13 protein-coding genes are annotated in these 18,355 nt (G+C 71.2%); 6 read left to right on the plus strand and 7 right to left on the minus strand.

From position 1 onward, the window contains the following. The first annotated feature begins 35 nt into the window (after positions 1 to 35). Positions 36 to 1,130: a polyprenyl synthetase family protein gene (locus ACZBH1_RS17045; protein WP_463647002.1), complete on the plus strand. Its 1,095-nt coding sequence runs from the start codon at positions 36 to 38 to the stop codon at positions 1,128 to 1,130. A 33-nt stretch (positions 1,131 to 1,163) separates the two neighbouring features. Here the strand turns inward: ACZBH1_RS17045 and ACZBH1_RS17050 are convergent, their stop codons facing one another. Next, positions 1,164 to 1,514, minus strand: a complete 351-nt coding sequence (locus ACZBH1_RS17050) for an Rv2175c family DNA-binding protein (protein WP_378880461.1) — start codon at positions 1,512 to 1,514, stop codon at positions 1,164 to 1,166. 140 nt (positions 1,515 to 1,654) lie between these two features. Here ACZBH1_RS17050 and ACZBH1_RS17055 point away from each other — a divergent pair, with 140 nt between their 5' ends. Beyond that, a complete protein-coding gene (locus ACZBH1_RS17055) occupies positions 1,655 to 2,896 on the plus strand; it encodes a LysM peptidoglycan-binding domain-containing protein (protein WP_463647003.1) in 1,242 nt (413 codons plus the stop codon). A gap of 89 nt (positions 2,897 to 2,985) precedes the next feature. After that, positions 2,986 to 4,938: a Stk1 family PASTA domain-containing Ser/Thr kinase gene (pknB, locus tag ACZBH1_RS17060; RefSeq protein ID WP_463647004.1), complete on the plus strand. Its 1,953-nt coding sequence runs from the start codon at positions 2,986 to 2,988 to the stop codon at positions 4,936 to 4,938. A gap of 91 nt (positions 4,939 to 5,029) precedes the next feature. Here pknB and ACZBH1_RS17065 read toward each other — a convergent pair whose 3' ends face one another. The 3 genes from ACZBH1_RS17065 to ACZBH1_RS17075 all read right to left on the minus strand — a co-directional run bounded on the left by ACZBH1_RS17065 (position 5,030) and on the right by ACZBH1_RS17075 (position 8,086). Then, a complete protein-coding gene (locus ACZBH1_RS17065) occupies positions 5,030 to 6,367 on the minus strand; it encodes a class II 3-deoxy-7-phosphoheptulonate synthase (protein ID WP_336397777.1) in 1,338 nt (445 codons plus the stop codon). Positions 6,368 to 6,441: 74 nt separating this feature from the next. Further along, positions 6,442 to 7,143 carry a lysophospholipid acyltransferase family protein gene (locus ACZBH1_RS17070; protein WP_336397776.1) on the minus strand — a complete coding sequence of 234 codons (702 nt, stop codon included), beginning with the start codon at positions 7,141 to 7,143 and terminating at the stop codon, positions 6,442 to 6,444. Positions 7,144 to 7,150: 7 nt separating this feature from the next. Then, positions 7,151 to 8,086: an ROK family glucokinase gene (locus tag ACZBH1_RS17075; protein ID WP_378880450.1), complete on the minus strand. Its 936-nt coding sequence runs from the start codon at positions 8,084 to 8,086 to the stop codon at positions 7,151 to 7,153. 153 nt (positions 8,087 to 8,239) lie between these two features. Between ACZBH1_RS17075 and ACZBH1_RS17080 the strand changes: the two genes are divergently transcribed. Both ACZBH1_RS17080 and ACZBH1_RS17085 read left to right on the plus strand, forming a co-directional pair. Further along, positions 8,240 to 10,066: an AMP-dependent synthetase/ligase gene (locus ACZBH1_RS17080; protein WP_463647005.1), complete on the plus strand. Its 1,827-nt coding sequence runs from the start codon at positions 8,240 to 8,242 to the stop codon at positions 10,064 to 10,066. 170 nt (positions 10,067 to 10,236) lie between these two features. After that, positions 10,237 to 11,292: a zinc-dependent alcohol dehydrogenase family protein gene (locus ACZBH1_RS17085; protein ID WP_463647006.1), complete on the plus strand. Its 1,056-nt coding sequence runs from the start codon at positions 10,237 to 10,239 to the stop codon at positions 11,290 to 11,292. A gap of 104 nt (positions 11,293 to 11,396) precedes the next feature. On the opposite strand, the gene ACZBH1_RS17090 is transcribed toward ACZBH1_RS17085, so the two are convergent. From ACZBH1_RS17090 to ACZBH1_RS17100, 3 genes are read right to left on the minus strand one after another with little or no spacing between them, the layout of a single operon-like run. Beyond that, positions 11,397 to 11,888 carry a peptide deformylase gene (locus ACZBH1_RS17090; protein ID WP_463647007.1) on the minus strand — a complete coding sequence of 164 codons (492 nt, stop codon included), beginning with the start codon at positions 11,886 to 11,888 and terminating at the stop codon, positions 11,397 to 11,399. A 6-nt stretch (positions 11,889 to 11,894) separates the two neighbouring features. After that, a complete protein-coding gene (locus ACZBH1_RS17095) occupies positions 11,895 to 13,946 on the minus strand; it encodes a nucleotide-binding protein (protein ID WP_463647008.1) in 2,052 nt (683 codons plus the stop codon). 58 nt (positions 13,947 to 14,004) lie between these two features. Further along, complete coding sequence (locus ACZBH1_RS17100) at positions 14,005 to 17,412, minus strand: pyruvate carboxylase (protein WP_463647009.1); 3,408 nt, start codon at positions 17,410 to 17,412, stop codon at positions 14,005 to 14,007. A gap of 88 nt (positions 17,413 to 17,500) precedes the next feature. Here ACZBH1_RS17100 and ACZBH1_RS17105 point away from each other — a divergent pair, with 88 nt between their 5' ends. Beyond that, positions 17,501 to 18,310, plus strand: a complete 810-nt coding sequence (locus ACZBH1_RS17105; protein ID WP_336397769.1) for a ParA family protein — start codon at positions 17,501 to 17,503, stop codon at positions 18,308 to 18,310. The last annotated feature ends 45 nt before the right edge of the window (positions 18,311 to 18,355 follow it).

The following is an 18,355-nucleotide window of genomic DNA, read 5'->3' on the forward strand; positions in this document are numbered from 1 at the left end:
ATTGTACGCGTGCCTTTCGTCACTAGGCTAGGCCCGTGTCCGCCCTCGCAGAGCCGATCGAAGCCATTTCCCAGCGAGTGGACATGTTCGTCACGGTCAGGCGACAGGATGTCGCCGACGCCGGCCCCGAGGCCGCCCGTTTCGTCGATGCGGCCGCCGATGCGGTGACGGGCGGGAAGCGCCTGCGCGGCCGATTCTGCATCGCCGGGTGGAGGGCGGTGGAGGAAGCGGCGTCACCCGCGGGCGACGCCCCCGAGCCGGTGCTCGCGGCCGCCGCGGCACTGGAGGTCTTCCACGCCGCGGCGCTCGTGCACGACGACCTCATCGACAACTCCGACACCCGCCGCGGCCGCCCGTCCGCGCATCGCGCGCTGGAGGAGGGCCACCGCCGCGCCGGCTGGGCCGGCGACGCGGACGACTTCGGCCGCTCGGCGGCGATCCTGGTCGGCGACCTGCTCGTGGCGTGGAGCGACGACCTCCTCGAGGAGGGCCTGACCGGGCTCTCCCCCGACCGCGCCGCCGCCGCCCGCCGCCAGTACGCGCTGATGCGCCGCGAGGTCACGCTCGGGCAGTTCCTCGACATCGCCGAGGAGTCGGCGTTCGTGAGCGAGCCGGACGACCGCCACGCGGAGCGCGCGCTGCGCGTCGCGTCGTACAAGTCCGCGCGGTACAGCGTGCAGCAGCCGCTCGCGATCGGTGCCGCGCTGGCCGGGGCGGATGCCGCGCAGGAGGCCGCCCTCGCCGCGTTCGGGCATCCGCTCGGCATGGCCTTCCAGCTGCGCGACGATGTGCTCGGGGTGTTCGGCGACGAGGCCGCGACCGGCAAGCCGTCCGGCGACGACCTGCGCGAGGGCAAGCGCACGGTGCTGATCGCCTACGCGCGAGAGGCCCTGGCGGCCCCCGCACGGCGGATCCTCGACGAGATGGTGGGCGATCCCGGGCTGGACGCGCAGCAGATCGCCTCGCTGCAGCAGACGATCGTCGACACCGGCGCGCTGGACCGGGTCGAGCAGCTCATCGCGCAATACGCCCATGAGGCCGACCGCGCGCTCTCGGGCGCCCGCCTCGGCAACGCGGCGGTGGGTGCGCTGCGCGACCTGGCACACGCCGCGACCGTCCGGACGACCTGAGGCCCGCCTCTTCCCCGGCGGAGACGCCCCCGATCAGGCGAGGGTGCGGGCGACCCGGCGGACCTCGCTCTTGCGACCGGCCAGGAGCGCCTCGATCGGCGCGGCGCCGATGGTCTCCTCCGGCGTCAGAAGCCAGTCGATCACCTCGTCGTCCGAGAAGCCGGCGTCGTGGAGCACGATCGCGGTGCCCCGCAGCGACGACAGCGGGTGCCCATCGACCACGAAGACGGCCGGCACCTTGAGCACGCCGTCCCGGCGCGAGCCCACCAGGTGCGACTCGTCGAGGAGCCGGCGCACCCGGCCCAGGGGTTCGCCCAGCACCTCCACGAGCTCAGGAAGGGTGAGCCAATCGGTCTCGAAACGCGAAGAGTCGTCAGCGGTCACGAATGCAACTATCCCAGATCGCGCGCGGGCCGGATCCGGCGACTCCTGTCCCATCAGTCACACAAGCCCCTTTTTTCACAGGCGTTGACACCAATAAACATCCGTGACAGCGTTTTCGGAGTCGACGGAGGGGGAGTCTCGTGCGATCAGTCCGGAGTACCAGCAACCAGGTCCACCAGGGCGTCGCCGCCTCGCGCGGCATCCCCGTCGGCGTCTCGGCGGCCGTCGTCGGTTCGATCGCCCTCGCGCTCTCGGGCGCTCCGGCTCACGCCGTGGGGACGGATGCCGCCTCCCGCGGCCCCCTCCCCGCGACGCTGCACGGACCCGGCGCGCCGGCGACCGTGCGCGCACTGCCGACCCCCCTCTCCGCCGCGGTGGGCGTGACCGCCTCCGTGCGCCCGACCCACGCGGCGTCGGCGACCTACACGGTTCAGCCGGGCGACACGGTCAGCGCGATCGCCGCGCGCTTCGGCCTGAGGGTCGCCGATGTCCTCGCCTTCAACGGACTCGGCTGGTCGTCGATCATCCAGCCGGGTCAGGTGCTGAAGCTCACCGGAACGGCGAGCCCCGCGCCGGCACCGACCACGCCGGCGCCGGCCGCACCCGCAGCCGGCGCGTACACCGTCGCCGCCGGCGACACCGTCAGCTCCATCGCCCGGCGGCACGGCGCCACCGTCGGCGCCGTGCTGTCGGCCAACGGCCTGGGGTGGTCGTCGATCATCTACCCCGGACAGACGATCTCGATCCCGGGTGCGTCGGCGCCGGCGGCATCCGCCCCCTCCCCTGCTCCGGCTCCGGCCCCGGGCGCCGCGGCCGGGTCGTACACCGTCGCCGCGGGCGACACCGTCAGCGCGATCGCGGGCCGCCACGGCGTCTCCGTCGACGCGGTGCTCTCGGCCAACGGCCTCAGCCGGGCGTCGATCATCTACCCCGGCCAGACGCTGAAGATCCCGGCATCGGGTCCGTCCGTCCCCGGGCTGACGTCCGAGCAGGCAGCCAACGCGCACCTCATCGTGCGGATCGGCCGCGAGCTCGGCGCCTCGGACCGCGCCATCGCGATCGCGCTCGGCACCGCGATGCAGGAGTCCTCGCTGCGCAACGTGACGTGGGGCGACCGGGACTCGCTGGGGCTCTTCCAGCAGCGTCCCAGCTACGGCTGGGGCACCGCGGCCGAGGTGCAGGACGCGGCGCGCGCGACGCGGGTCTTCTTCGGCGGCGCGGGCGACCCGAACGGCGCGCGCACGCGCGGTCTCCTGGACATCCCCGGCTGGGAGGGCATGTCGTTCGCCCAGGCCGCGCAGGCCGTGCAGATCTCGGCGTACCCCGACGCGTATGCCCAGTGGGAGGCGCCCGCCTTCTCGTGGCTCGCCGCCCTCGGGTGAGGCCCGCGCCCGCCGAACCGTCGGTAACGGTACGGTCGCAGGGTGAGGCGCTCCGCCGGCTCGCAGGTGCGCGTCCGTAGACTCTCAGCGTGAGCACGAGTCAGCAGACGGACCCGCTGATCGGCCGTCTGGTCGACGGCCGGTACCGGGTGCGTGCTCGCATCGCACGCGGCGGCATGGCCACCGTGTACGTCGCGACCGACCTGAGGCTGGAGCGCCGCGTCGCCCTCAAGGTGATGCACGGGCATCTGAGCGACGACACCGTGTTCCAGAGCCGGTTCATCCAGGAGGCCCGCGCGGCCGCCCGACTGGCCGATCCGAACGTCGTGAACGTGTTCGACCAGGGCCAGGACGGCGACATGGCGTACCTCGTCATGGAGTACCTGCCGGGCATCACCCTGCGCGAGCTCCTGCGCGAGCAGCGCCGGCTGACCGTCCCGCAGGCGATCTCGATCCTCGACGCGGTGCTGTCGGGCCTCGCCGCCGCGCACAAGGCCGGCATCGTGCACCGGGACGTCAAGCCCGAGAACGTCCTGCTGGCCGAGGACGGCCGCATCAAGATCGGCGACTTCGGGCTCGCTCGCGCCACGACGGCCAACACCGCCTCGGGCGCCCAGCTCCTCGGCACGATCGCGTACCTCGCCCCCGAGCTGGTCACTCGCGGCACCGCCGACGCGCGCAGCGACATCTACGCCATCGGCATCATGCTGTACGAGATGCTCACCGGCGAGCAGCCCTACAAGGGCGAGCAGCCGATGCAGATCGCCTTCCAGCACGCGACCGACTCGGTCCCCCGCCCGAGCGTGAAGAATCCGGGCGTTCCCGAGCCGCTCGACGAGCTCGTGCTGTGGGCGACCGAGAGGTCGCCCGACGACCGCCCCCTCGACGCGCGCGAGATGCTGCAGCGCCTGCGCGAGATCGAGCGGGAGCTCGGCGTCGCGCCCGTCGTCGCCCGCACCGGCCCCATCGGGATCGTGCGCGACGACGGCGCCTCGACGGGCGAGCTCACGGCGGTCCTGCCCGGCACGCCGACCGGACCCACCACCGCCATGGGCGACGTCGACAACGCCGGGCGCCTGCGCCGGGCGACCCAGCGCCGGCGCACGCGCGGCGCCTGGCTCCTGATCGCGGTGCTCTTGCTGGCGACGCTCGCCGGCGGGCTCGGCTGGTACTTCGGGTCGGGTCCCGGGTCGCTCGTGGCCGTCGCCGACGTGTCCGGCATGACGTATGAAGAGGCATCCGCCCGCCTGCAGCAGGACACGCTCGTCGCCGTGCAGCAGGGTGAGAGCAGCCTCGACGTCGCCGCCGGTCTCGTCATCCGCACCGATCCGCCGCAGGGCTCGCGCGTCGACCGCGAGGCCCAGGTCAACGTCTTCGTCTCGCTCGGCCCGGCCGAGGCGACGTTCACGTCGTTCGCGGGCATGTCCGAGACCGACGCCCGCAGTGTGCTGAGCGAGCAGTCCGTCCAGACGGTCGACGAGAACTCCGAGTTCTTCACCGACGACGCTCCCGGCACGGTCGTCAACGTCTCGATCCGTCCGGCCGGAGCGCCGGAGGACGGCTCGCAGGACGTCGCCTGCTTCGAGGGATGCGTCGTGCACCAGGGCGACACCGCGCGGCTCTCGGTCTCGGTCGGACCGGTCCCGGACGTGGTGGATCAGAGCGAGGGCTCCGCGCGGAGCGCGCTCGAGGGTGTCGGGCTCGTCGTGGCCGACGAGAGTGCGACCGAGGCGAGCGACGCGATCGAGGAGGGCCGCGTGATCCGCGTCAGCGGCCCCGAAGGACGCTCGTGGCAGCCGAACGACATGGTCACGCTCGTGGTGTCGACCGGTCCCCCGCTGTTCGAGGTGCCGAACGTCGTCGGCGACAGCCGTGACGAGGCGATCGAGAAGCTCGAGGGAGCCGGGTTCCAGGTGGACTACGCGGCGTTCTTCGGCGTCGTGCCCGACGACATCACCGAGGTGACGGCATCCGATCCCGCCGCCGGTGAGTTCCGGGTCCGCGGCACGCGCGTGTACATCCAGCTCACCGTCACCGGCTGAGCCGCCGCGCACCCCCACCCGGCCGACAGCACGGATCCCGGATGCCACGGCGAGAGGCATCCGGGATCGTCGTCGTGTCAGCGGCGCGAGGTCAGCGCTTCTCGAGCTCCTCGGCCACGAGGAAGGCGAGCTCCAGGCTCTGCATGTGGTTCAGGCGCGGGTCGCACAGCGACTCGTAGCGGGTGGCGAGGGTCGCCTCGTCGATCTGCTCGGAGCCGCCCAGGCACTCGGTGACGTCGTCGCCGGTGAGCTCGACGTGGATGCCGCCCGGGAACGTGCCGACCGCGCGGTGCGCCTCGAAGAAGCCGCGGACCTCATCGACGACGTCGTCGAAGCGACGCGTCTTGTAGCCGGTGGGCGTGGTGATGCCGTTGCCGTGCATGGGGTCGGTGACCCACAGCGGCACAGCTCCGGAGTCCTTGACGGCCTCCAGCAGCGGCGGCAGCGCATCGCGGATCTTGCCGGCGCCCATCCGCGTGATGAACGTGAGCCGGCCGGGCTCGCGTTCGGGGTCGAGCTTGTCGATGAGCGCGAGGGTCGTCTCGGGCGAGGTCGTCGGGCCGAGCTTCACGCCGATCGGGTTGCGGATCTTCGAGAAGTAGTCGACGTGAGCGCCATCGAGCTCGCGGGTGCGCTCGCCGATCCACAGGAAGTGCGCCGACGTGTTGTACGGCGTGTTCGTGCGGGAGTCGATGCGCGTCATCGGGCGCTCGTAGTCCATGAGCAGGCCCTCGTGGCCGGTGTAGAACTCGACGCGCTTGAGCTCGTCGAAGTCGGCGCCGGCAGCCTCCATGAACTTGATGGCCCGGTCGATCTCGGTCGCGAGGCGCTCGTACTGCTGGTTGGCCGGGTTCTGCGCGAAGCCCTTGTTCCACGAGTGCACCTCGCGGAGGTCGGCGAAGCCGCCGGTGGTGAAGGCGCGGATCAGGTTGATCGTCGACGCCGCCGTGTGGTACCCCTTCAGCAGCCGCTCGGGGTTGGCCTGCCGCGAGTTCTCGGTGAAGTCGTAGCCGTTGACGATGTCGCCGCGGTACGCCGGCAGGGTGACGTCGCCTCGCGTCTCGGTGTCGCTCGAGCGGGGCTTGGCGAACTGACCCGCCATGCGCCCCATCTTCACGATCGGCATGGAGGCGCCGTACGTGAGCACGACCGCCATCTGCAGCACCGTCTTGATGCGGTTGCGGATCTGCTCGGCCGTGGCGCCGGCGAAGGTCTCGGCGCAGTCGCCGCCCTGCAACAGGAACGCGTTGCCCGATGCGGCGCGCGCGAGCCGGTCGCGCAGGTTGTCGACCTCGCCGGCGAAGACGAGCGGGGGCAGCGTGGCCAGCTCAGCGGACACCGCAGCCACCGCCTCTGCGTCGGGCCACGCGGGCTGCTGCTTGATGGGCAGGGTCCGCCAGTGGTCGAGGGCATCGAGCTGCTGAAGCATCCCTCGATTCTAGCCGCGGGGCGCGGCGCCCCGGTGCGCTGTGACGCGCTGTTCGCCGAGGCGTCAGGGCGCGGCTATCGGGCGTCGGTCCGCGTGCGCGTCGACAGCCGGTCCTTCACCGTCGAGGCGTAGACGTCCTCGTACTCCTGCTCCCCCAGCCGCTGCAGGGCCACCATGATCTCGTCGGTGATGGAGCGCAGGATGTACCGGTCGCCCTCCATCCCCTGGAAGCGTGAGAAGTCCAGCGGCTCGCCGATCACGATGCCCACGCGCACGATGCGCGGCACCGTGGTGCCGATCGGCATCATCGTGTCGGTGTCGACCATGACCACCGGCACGACGGGCACGTGCGCCTCCAGCGCCATGCGCGCGATGCCGGTGCGGCCGCGGTAGAGCTTGCCGTCGGGGCTGCGGGTGCCCTCCGGGTAGATGCCGAGCAGATCGCCGCGTCCGAGCACCTGGAGACCGGTGTTGAGGGATGCCTCGGATGCCTTGCCGCCGGACCGGTCGATGGGCAGCTGGCCGGTGCCCTTGAAGAACATGCGGGTCGCCCAGCCTTTGAGGCCCTTGCCCGTGAAGTAGTCGCTCTTGGCGAGGAACGCGACGGGCCGGTCGATCATGAGCGGCAGGAACACCGAGTCCACGAACGACAGATGGTTGCTCGCGAGGATCGCCGCACCCTCGGCGGGGACGTTCCGGCGGCCGATGATCCACGGGCGCCAGATCGCCTTGACGATCGGTCCGATCACCACGTACTTCATCAGCCAGTAGAACATCGCGCGCTCAGCCCTCCGGCGTGGCCAGGTCGGCTGCGCCGATGAGCCCGGCGTCGTTGACGAGCTGGGCGATCGCGAACTGCGCGACGGGGCGGTCGCCGTACCCCGGCAGCGACGTCTCGTAGGCGAGGCGGACCGGCGCGAGCAGGTCCTCGCCGAGCTGCGCGACGCCGCCGCCGATGACGAACAGCTCGGGGTCGAGGACGGCCTGGAACCCGCCGCACGCCTCGCCGAGAGCCGTCGCCACACGCCGCAGCGCCTCGATGGCCCCGGGGTCGCCGGCCAGCACGAGCCGGGAGACGGCCGGGCCCGAGATCGAGCCCTTCTCCGACCGCAGCCGCGCGAGGGCGTCGCCGATGCCGCCGGCGTCGGCGATGTCGTTGGCCTCGCGCTGCAGGGCGCGTCCGGACGCGTACTGCTCGAGGCATCCGCTCTGTCCGCAGCCGCACAGGATGCCGCCGCGGATGAAGCGCATGTGGCCGAGCTCCGCCGCGATGCCGTGGCCGCCGCGGAAGAGCTCGCCGTCGAGGACGATGGCCCCGCCGACGCCGGTCCCCATCGTGAGCATGACCATGTGCCCGACGTCCCGGCCGGCGCCGAACCGGTACTCGGCCCAGCCGGCCGCGTTGGCGTCGTTCTCGATGGCGACGGGCAGGCCGATGCCGGCCTCCAGCGTGGCCTTGAGCGGCTCGTTGCGCCACGCGATGTTGGGCGCGTGGATGACGGTCGCACGCCGGCGGTCGATGAAGCCGGCCGCGGCGACGCCGACGGCGGCGATGTCGTGGCCGGCGCGGAAGTGGCGAGCCATGTCGATGACGGCCTGAGCCAGTGCTGCGGTGTCGGCGGGGGTGTCGACGCGGACCTTCTCGACGATGTGCCCGTCGGGGTCGACGACGCCTCCCGCGATCTTGGTCCCGCCGATGTCGATGCCGACTTTGAGCACAGTCTCCCTCTCCGGCCGGCGCGCCCGCGACGGCGCCTTGAAGTCTATCCAGGCGGCGCTGTCCACATCCGCCGGTGAGTCGGATGTGACAGCCGATTAGACTCTGCTCAGACCCACCCGAGATTCCCGCAATCCGGTACCGAAGGAGCTGCCGTGGTCCAATTCGAAGTCCCTGCCATCGTCCCCGCCGATCCGCAGGCGAACGTCACCGACCTGCTGGTCGAGCGTGTCAAGAAGACGCCCGGCCTCGCGCTCTTCGCCGTCCCCGAGGGCGACGGCTGGCGCGATATCGCCGCGTCGGAGTTCCAGAAGCAGGTCGTCGCCCTCGCGAAGGGCTTCGTCGCCGGCGGCATCCAGCCGGGTGACAAGGTCGGATTCGTCGCGCGCACCACCTATCAGTGGACGCTCGTCGACTTCGCGCTGTTCTATGCCGGCGCCGTGATGGTCCCCGTCTACGAGACGAGCTCGGCGTCGCAGATCGCCTGGATCCTCACCGACTCCGGCGCCGTCGCCATCATCACCGAGAGCCCCGAGCACACCGCCCGCTTCACCGAGGTGAAGGGGGAGCTGCCCCTCGTGCGCTCGGCGTGGGAGATGCAGGCCGGTGACCTCGACACGCTCATCGCCGAGGGCGCCTCCGTGGCCGACGACGAGATCGAGCGCCGGCGGAACATCGCCAACGGCGCCGACATCGCCACGCTCATCTACACGTCCGGCTCGACCGGGCGCCCGAAGGGCTGCGTGCTGACCCACAGCAACTTCGTCGAGCTCACGCGCAACTCGGCCAAGGCGCTGCACGAGGTCGTCGAGGTGCCCGGAGCATCGACGCTGCTGTTCATCACGACGGCGCACATCTTCGCGCGCTTCATCTCGATCCTCGACATCCACGCCGGCGTCAAGACGGGCCACCAGCCCGACACCAAGCAGCTCCTGCCCGCGCTCGGGTCGTTCAAGCCCACGTTCCTCCTCGCCGTTCCGCGCGTGTTCGAGAAGGTGTACAACTCGGCCGAGCAGAAGGCCGAGGCGGGCGGCAAGGGCAAGATCTTCCGCGCCGCCGCGCACACCGCGATCGAGCACTCGCGTCTGCAGCAGGAGGGCAAGAAGGTGCCCCTCGGCACCAAGATCAAGTTCGCGCTGTTCGACCGGCTCGTCTACAGCAAGCTGCGCACCGCGATGGGCGGCCGCGTGGTCTACGCGGTGTCGGGTTCGGCACCGCTCGGACCGCGTCTCGGTCACTTCTTCCACAGCCTCGGCGTGACGATCCTCGAGGGCTACGGCCTCACCGAGACCACGGCGCCCGCGACCGTGAACCTGGCGACGAAGTCGAAGATCGGCACGGTGGGCCCGGTGCTCCCCGGTGTCGGCATGCGGCTCGCCGACGACGGCGAGCTCGAGGTCCGCGGCATCAACGTCTTCAAGGAGTACTGGCGCAATCCCGAGGCGACCGCGGCCGCCTTCGACGGCGAGTGGTTCAAGACCGGCGACCTGGGCTCGTTCGACGACGAGGGGTTCCTCACGATCACCGGCCGCAAGAAGGAGATCATCGTCACGGCGGGCGGCAAGAACGTCGCCCCCGCCGCCCTCGAGGACCCCATCCGCGCCAACCCGATCGTGGGCCAGGTCGTGGTGGTCGGCGACCAGAAGCCGTTCATCGCGGCCCTGGTCACCCTCGACCCCGAGATGCTGCCGGCCTGGCTGGCGAACAACGGCCTGCCCGCCGACATGTCCCTCGAGGACGCCGCCAAGAACGACGCCGTCCGCGCCGAGGTGCAGCGGGCGATCGACCACGCGAACAAGTTCGTCTCGCGCGCCGAGTCCATCCGCAAGTTCACGATCCTCCCCAGCGAGTGGACCGAGGCCAGCGGACACCTCACGCCGAAGATGAGCATCAAGCGCAACGTGATCCTCGCGGACTTCGCCTCCGACATCGAGGAGCTCTACGCCGTGCCGGTCAGCACATCGAACGTGTCGCTGAGCTGATCAACGACGAAGAGAGCGGATGCCGGGGCTCCCGGCATTCGCTTTCTTCGTGCGTCCCTGTGCCGTCTGTGGCCCAGGAGTCACCGCAGGTCGAAGGTCCCTGCCGAGGACTCGCCGCGAAGCGGACGATGAGTATCCCGGCCCTGTGCGGGGACATCCAAGGAGCAGACATGAAAGCACTGGTGTATCAAGGTCCGGGATCGATCGTCTGGCAGGAGAGACCTGCGCCCCAGGTTCAGAAGCCGACGGATGCGGTCGTGAAGATCGAGACGACGACGATCTGCGGAACGGATCTGCACATCCTCAAGGGGGACGTTCCCACGGTGGAATCCGGGCGCATCCTCGGCCATGAAGGCGTCGGCGTGGTGACCGAGGTCGGTGCGGCTGTGACCGAGATCGCCGTCGGCGATCGCGTCATCATCTCGTGCATCTCCGCGTGCGGAAAGTGCGGCTATTGCCTCGAGGGAATGTACTCCCACTGCCTCGCCGACGAAGGTGCGTCGGGAATCGGCTGGATCCTGGGTCACCTCATCGACGGCACGCAAGCCGAATACGTGCGGGTGCCCTTCGCCGAGACCTCGCTGCACAAGGTGCCCGAAGGGGTTGCCGCCGAAGAGGCCGCGATGATCAGCGACATCCTGCCCACCGGGCATGAGATCGGCATCCGCTACGGCGCCGTCGAGCCCGGTGATGTCGTCGCGGTCATCGGCGCCGGCCCCGTCGGCCTCGCCGCGATGACGACAGCCTCGCTCTACGGGCCGAGCCGGGTCATCGCGATCGACATCGACGCCAACCGGGTCGAGCAGGCGAGGCGCTTCGGCGCGAGCGACGGCGTCGTCGCGTCGGACGAGGACTGGAAAGAGCAGGTGTTGGCTCTCACGGACGGGCTCGGCGTGGATGTCGCCGTCGAGGCTGTCGGGGTGCCGGCGACGTGGGACATGTGCCTGGCGATCGTGCGGCCGGGTGGCCACGTTGCGAACGTCGGCGTCCACGGCAAGCCCGTGAGCTTCCCGCTGGAGTCGGCGTGGATCCAGAACCTCACGATCACAACCGGACTGGTCAACACCGACACCTCGCGCATGCTCATCAAGCTGCTCGCGCAGGGACGGCTCGCTGTGGGCGGCTTCATCAGCCACCGCTTCTCGCTCGAGGACATCATGGACGCCTACGACACGTTCGGCCGCGCGGCCGAGACCAAGGCGCTCAAGGTCATCCTGACGGCCTAGCGGCTCGACCCGTCCGGCGGGATCTCGATACGGCTCGTTCCTCGCCTACTCGATCTTGACCCGGCACGCATCAACGCTCCTTCGTCGCATTGATTCGCACCGCGTCAAAACCAGTCGGACTCGCGGATCTCGCGCATGGCGACGCGACGGTGCTCGGGCGCGAGCCGGTCGATGTAGAGCGTGCCGTCGAGGTGGTCGGTCTCGTGCTGCAGCGCCTGCGCGAGCAGCCCCTCCCCCTCGATGACGACCTCGCCGCCGTCGAGGTCGATGCCGACGACCTTGGCCCACGGGTAGCGGAGGGCCTCATGCCACAGGCCCGGCACCGACAGGCATCCCTCGCCGACGGGCTCGGGCTCGCCCGACACCTCCACAAGCACGGGGTTCAGCACGTACCCGATGTCGCCGTCGATGTTGTAGCTGAAGGCGCGGAGGCCGACGCCGATCTGGGGTGCTGCGACACCGGCGCGCCCGGGCAGCTCGACGGTGTCGACGAGGTCGCGCACGAGGGCGCGAACGCCGTCGTCGATGTCATCGATGGGGGCGCTGACGGACTTCAGGACAGGGTCGCCGAAGAGGCGGATCGGACGGACGGCCATCTGCGCTCAGGCCGCCGGCCGCAGCGAACGGAGACCCTCGACCACGATCGCGGCGAGCTCGCGGGCTGCCAGGCGCGTCGCCGGCTGCAGCTCGCGGAACACGATGGCGCTGCCTGCCGCGATGTGCGCGTCGTACGGCACGCGCACCACCGCGCGCACGCGGGTGCGGAAGTGCGTCTCGAGCTCGTCGAGCTGGACGAGCGGATGCCCCGGCCGGGCGCTGTTGAGCACCACCACCGCGTTGCGCACCTTCTCGGAGTGCCCGTTGGTCTCGAGCCACGTGAGCGTCTCGGACGCCAGCCGGGCCTCGTCGACGCTGAGGCCCGCCACGATGACGAGCTGGTCGGCCAGATCGAGCGTGGCCTCCATGACGGAGTGGACGATGCCCGTGCCGGTGTCGGTGAGGACGACCGAGTAGTAGTGCGCGGCGAGGCTCGCCACGTCGCGGTAGTCGGCGTCGTTGAACGCCTCCGAGACGCGCGGGTCGGCGTCGGAGGCGACGACGTCGAGCCTGGTCTCGTCGCGGGCCACCATGTTGGAGAGGTCGTTGAAGCCCACGACCTCGCCGCGGATGCGCACCAGGTCGCGCACGGTCTTGCCGCTCTCGCGGGTGATGCGCTCGGCGAGGGTGCCGCGGTCGGGGTTGGCGTCGACGGCGATGACGCGGTCGTCACGGGCGTCGGCGAGCGCCATGCCGAGCAGCGTGGTCACGGTCGTCTTGCCGACGCCGCCCTTGCGCGAGACCACCGGCACGAAGCGCGCGCCACCGGGCAGCGGCGCGGCGATGCGGCGGTCGAGCTCCTTGCGCGCCCGCGCGCGCTTGCTGTCGCCGAGGTTGATGCGCCGGCCCGAGATCGAGTAGACGAACTGCTGCCAGGCACCCTCGGGCTCGGGACGCACCACCTGATGCGGGTCGAGCAGTCGGTCGGCGGTGAGCAGGTCCGCGGTCTCGCGGCTCGACTCGAGCTCGCCGAGCCGCTTCGACGCGAGCGCCACGTCGGCGCGCGGGACCGAGCGTTCGACCGCGCGCTCGGCCGAGCGATCAACGACCGGCTGCGCGCCCGTGCCGTGCGTCGACCGACGCCGGCTCGACACCGGCCCCGTCGCCGGGCTCGCGGCCGCCGCAGCGGCGGCGGGAACCGACGGCGCGGCGGGAGGGGTCGCCGGGGACGCCGCACCGGGCGCGGCATCCTTCGCGTCGTCGGCCGGGGTCTTCGCAGTCATGGGGTCCTCCGCGGTGTCGTCGGTCGCGATGACATCGTCTCCTGCGGCGGGATTCTCCGCCAGGGCGGCGTCAGCCAGAGCGGCCTCTGCGCCGTCGTCGTCGAGCACGAGCTCGAACTCGGCGGGGTCGAACTCCCCGTCGAAGTCGGCGTCCTCGAACTCCACGTCCTCGAAGTCCACCGGGAAGTCCTCGGCCGGGGTGTGGGAATCGTCCGGCACCGGCGCCGCCTCGGGCTCGGGCTCGACGTGAACTTCGGGCTCGACGTGAACCTCGGGCTCGGCGACGAACACAGGCTCGGGCTCGGCGTGCGCGTCGGCCGCGGGCTCGTCCTGCACCTCGGGCTCAGGGTCGAGGTACTCCGCGGCGTGGTGCTCGTCGGCGACAGGCTCACCCTCCCCCTCGCCGTACGTCTCGGGCTCGGCGGCGGAGTCGTGCGCGACGACGGATGCCTCGTACTCCACGATGTCGGCATCCGCGACGTCCTCCGCGGGAGCCTCCGAACCGAAGCCCTCGCCCTCCACGGTCCACTCCTCGAGGTCGGCGGTGTCGTCCACGATCTCGGCCTCGGTGGTGTGCGTGCCGGGCTCCTCGACCGCGACCGGCATGATGACCGGCAGGTCCGCGTCGGCCGGGATCTCGATGACGAAGGGGACCTCGCCGTCGATCACCGCGTCGTCGTCGAGGTCGTCCTCGGACTCCGTCGGCAGCTCGACGTTGACCTGTGCCGTCCCACCGCCGAGGATGCCGAGGCCTGTGGTGTCGAGACTCCCCGTGTCGGAGAGCACGCCGTTCTCAGGCTCGTCGTGCGTGTGGTCGTTGCGGTCGGGCGTCACTGGGCGGTACTCCTGGGCAGGGCGGAACGGCGCATACGGGCATATGCCGCCTTCCAGGCTACTGCGAGGGGCGGATCACGACCAAAAGGTCGCCGGCATCGACCTGCGTCGTCTCGGCGATCGCGAGGCGCTCGATGACCCCGTCGATGGGTGCGGTGATGGCCGCCTCCATCTTCATCGCCTCGATCGACGCGACCGGCTGACCCGCCGAGACCTTGTCGCCGACGCCCGTCTTGAGGGTGACGACGCCAGAGAACGGCGCGGCGACCTGCCCCGGCTTCGACGTGTCGGCCCTCTCCGCCTGGCGCGTCTCGACCTTGATGCTGCGATCGCGGACGAAGACCGGCCGCAGCTGGCCGTTGAGCGTCGTCATGACGGTGCGGATGCCCTTGTCGTCGGCTTCACCGATCGCCTCGAGTCCGACGTACAGCTGCACGCCGGGGTCGATCTCGGCGACGTGCTCCTCGCCGGGCTTGAGCCCGTACAGGTAGTCGGGGGTGCCGAGCGCGGTGAGGTCGCCGTAGGTCTCGCGGTTCTTCTCGAACTCGCGGGCAGGGCCGGGGAACAGCAGCCGGTTGAGGGTGCGCCGGCGGCTCACCGCGTCTCCGGCCAGGCCGTCGCGCTCCTCGTCGGTCAGCGGCGGCACGTCGATCGAGATCGTGCGCCCCTCGAGCACTTTCGTGCGGAAGGGCTCGGGCCAGCCGCCCGGCAGGTCGCCCAGCTCGCCCGCCATGAAGCCGACGACGGAATCCGGGATGTCGTAGCCCTGGGGGTTCGCCTCGAAGTCCGCGGGGTCCGCGCGCACCGCGACGAGGGCGAGCGCGAGGTCGCCGACGACCTTCGACGACGGCGTCACCTTCGGGATGCGCCCGAGGATGCGGTCGGCCGCGGCGTACATGTCCTCGATGAGCTCGAAGTCGTCGGCCAGCCCCAGCGCGATCGCCTGCTGGCGCAGGTTGGAGAGCTGACCGCCGGGGATCTCGTGGTGGTACACGCGGCCGGTCGGCGCGGGAAGGCCCGACTCGAACGGCCGGTAGAGCTGCCGGACGGCCTCCCAGTACGGCTCCAGGTCGCTGACGGTTTGGAGGTCGAGCCCGGTGTCGCGGTCGGTGTGCGCGAGCGCCGCGACGAGGGCCGAGAGCGACGGCTGGCTCGTGGTGCCCGACATGGGCGCTGCCGCGGCATCCACCGCATCCACTCCCGCGGCACTCGCCGCCAGCAGCGTCGCGAGCTGGCCGCCCGCGGTGTCGTGGGTGTGCAGGTGCACCGGCAGGTCGAAGTTCTCGCGCAGCGCGCTGACGAGCTTCGCCGCCGCTGCCGGCCGGACGAGCCCGGCCATGTCCTTGATGGCGAGGATGTGCGCCCCTGACTGCACGATCTGCTCGGCCAGGCGCAGGTAGTAGTCGAGCGTGTACAGCTTCTCCGACGGGTCGAGCAGGTCGGCGGTGTAGCACAGGGCGACTTCGGCCAGCGCGGTGCCGGTCGAGCGCACCGCGTCGATGGCGGGCCGCATCTGCGACACGTCGTTGAGCGCGTCGAAGATGCGGAAGATGTCGACCCCCGTGGCCGCGGCTTCGCGCACGAAGGCGTCCGTCACCTCGACCGGCCGAGGGGTGTAGCCCACCGTGTTCCTGCCCCGCAGCAGCATCTGGATCGGGATGTTGGGCATCGCGGTGCGCAGGGCCTCCAGGCGCTCCCACGGGTCCTCCGCGAGGAAGCGCAGCGCGACGTCGTAGGTCGCCCCGCCCCACGCCTCGACCGACAGCAGCTGCGGCGTCATGCGCGAGACGTGCGGCCCGACGCGCACGAGGTCGCGCGTGCGCACGCGGGTGGCCAGCAGCGACTGGTGCGCGTCGCGGAAGGTGGTCTCGGTGACCGCGAGGCTGCGCTGCTCGCGCAGCGCCTTCGCGAAGCCCTCCGGCCCGAGCTCGCGCAGGCGGTCGAGCGTGCCTGCGGGCGGGGCCGAGGCGAGGTCGATCTCGGGCAGCTTGCTGCCCGGCGACACCGACAGCGGCTTCTCGCCGTACGGGCGGTTGACCGTGACGTCGCCCAGCCAGTTCAGCAGCTTCGTCGCACGGTCGCGCGACGGGTTGCTCGTGAGCAGCGCGGGCCGTTCGTCGATGAAGGAGGTGCTGACGTCGCCCGCGACGAACGCCGGGTCGTCGAGCACCGCGCGGAGGAACGGGATGTTGGTCGCGACGCCGCGGATGCGGAACTCCGCCAGCGCCCGGCGCGCGCGCGCGACGGCGGCGGGGAAGTCCCGTGCCCGGCAGGTGAGCTTCGCGAGCATCGAGTCGAAGTGCGGGCTGATCTGCGAGCCGGCGGCCGTGGTGCCGCCGTCGAGGCGGATCCCGGCGCCGCCGGGCGAGCGGTACGTGGTGATGCGCCCGGTGTCGGGGCGGAAGCCCTGCGCCGGGTCCTCCGTGGTGATGCGGCACTGCAGTGCCGCGCCGCGCAGCTGGATGCGGTCCTGGGTCAGGCCGAGGTCGGCGAGGGTCTCCCCCGCCGCGATGCGGATCTGCGACTGCACGAGGTCGACGTCCGTCACCTCTTCGGTGACGGTGTGCTCCACCTGGATGCGCGGGTTCATCTCGATGAAGACGACCTCGCCGGTGCGCGGACCGGCCGTCTCGAGCAGGAACTCGACGGTGCCGGCGTTCTCGTAGCCGATGGAGCGCGCGAACGCCACCGCGTACCCGTGGAGCGCGTCGCGCACAGCGGGGTCGAGGTTCGGCGCAGGCGCGATCTCGATCACCTTCTGGTGACGGCGCTGCACCGAGCAGTCGCGCTCGAAGAGATGGACGGTCTCGCCCGTGCCGTCGGCGAGCACCTGCACCTCGACGTGCCGCGGCCGCTGCACCGCCTGCTCGAGGAAGACGCGGGCGTCGCCGAACGCGCTGCCCGCCTCGCGCATGGCCTCGGCGAGGGCGGGTGCGAGCTCCTCGGGCCGCTCGACGCGGCGCATGCCGCGCCCGCCGCCTCCGGCGACAGCCTTGACGAAGATGGGGAATCCGATGTCGTCGGCCTGGCCGAGCAGCTCGTCGACGTCGTCGGATGCCTCGGTCGAGCGCAGCACCGGCACGCCGGCGGCGATGGCGTGCTGCTTCGCGGTGACCTTGTTGCCCGCCATCTCCAGCACGTGGGACGGGGGTCCGATGAAGGCGATCCCGTTCGCGGCGGCCTTCTCGGCGAGCTCGGGGTTCTCCGAGAGGAAGCCGTAGCCCGGGTAGATGGCGTCGGCGCCGGCCTCCTTGGCGACCCGCACGATCTCGTCCACGTCGAGATAGGCGCGGACGGGATGCCCCTTCTCGCCGATCTCGTACGATTCGTCGGCCTTCTGGCGGTGCAGCGACCCGCGATCCTCGAAGGGGAACACCGCGACGGTGCGGGCTCCGAGCTCGTAGGCGGCGCGGAATGCGCGGATGGCGATCTCGCCTCGGTTCGCGACCAGGATCTTGCGGAACATTCGACCTCCGTGTGCGGCGACGCAGGCGGGCCCCTGAATAATCAGGCTGAGTGTGCTCTCAGCCTAGGGGACGGTAACGTGGTGCCTTGTGCACGTCCTATCCGTCAGCTCGCTCAAGGGTGGAGTCGGCAAGACGACCGTGACTCTCGGACTCGCGTCGGCGGCTTTCGCCCGCGGGGTCCGCACGCTCGTCGTCGACCTCGACCCGCAGTCCGACGTCTCGACGGGCATGGACATCCAGGTCGCCGGGCGCCTCAACGTCGCCGACGTCCTCGGGAATCCCAAAGAGAAGACGGTCCGCCAGGCCATCACCTCCAGCGGCTGGGCCAAGGTGCATCCCGGCACGATCGACGTGCTGATCGGCAGCCCGTCCGCGATCAACTTCGACGGCCCGCACCCGAGCGTGCGCGACGTCTGGAAGCTCGAAGAGGCCCTGGCGACCATCGAGGCCGACTACGACCTCGTGCTGATCGATTGCGCCCCGTCACTCAACGCGCTGACGCGCACGGCCTGGGCGGCCTCCGACCGCGTGATCGTCGTCACCGAGCCGGGCCTGTTCTCGGTGGCCGCCGCCGACCGCGCCCTGCGCGCCATCGAGGAGATCCGCCGCGGCCTCTCCCCCCGTCTGCAGCCGCTGGGCATCGTGGTCAACCGCGTGCGCCCGCAGTCCATCGAGCACCAGTTCCGCATCAAGGAGCTGCGCGACATGTTCGGCCCGCTGGTGCTCTCGCCGCAGCTGCCCGAGCGCACGTCGCTGCAGCAGGCGCAGGGCGCCGCGAAGCCCCTGCACATCTGGCCGGGCGATTCCGCGCAGGAGCTCGCGGCCGACTTCGACTCGCTGCTCGACCGCGTCATGCGCACCGGCCGCATCCCCGTCCCCGAGGACACCCGCTCCTGACCCTCTCGGGACGGATGCCGGGGCCCGCGGCATCCGCCTGCTGAT

The sequence above is a fragment of the Microbacterium sp. ZXT2-5 genome (assembly GCF_055329545.1).

Bases quoted from the DNA above. Each gene is read 5' to 3' on its own strand.
- ACZBH1_RS17065 (WP_336397777.1), bottom strand. From the start codon at position 6,367: ATGCTTCAGCAGCTCGATGCCCTCGACCACTGGCGGACCCTGCCCATC.
- ACZBH1_RS17070 (WP_336397776.1), bottom strand. From the start codon at position 7,143: ATGTTCTACTGGCTGATGAAGTACGTGGTGATCGGACCGATCGTCAAG.
- ACZBH1_RS17085 (WP_463647006.1), top strand. From the start codon at position 10,237: ATGAAAGCACTGGTGTATCAAGGTCCGGGATCGATCGTCTGGCAGGAG.
- ACZBH1_RS17090 (WP_463647007.1), bottom strand. From the start codon at position 11,888: ATGGCCGTCCGTCCGATCCGCCTCTTCGGCGACCCTGTCCTGAAGTCC.
- ACZBH1_RS17100 (WP_463647009.1), bottom strand. From the start codon at position 17,412: ATGTTCCGCAAGATCCTGGTCGCGAACCGAGGCGAGATCGCCATCCGC.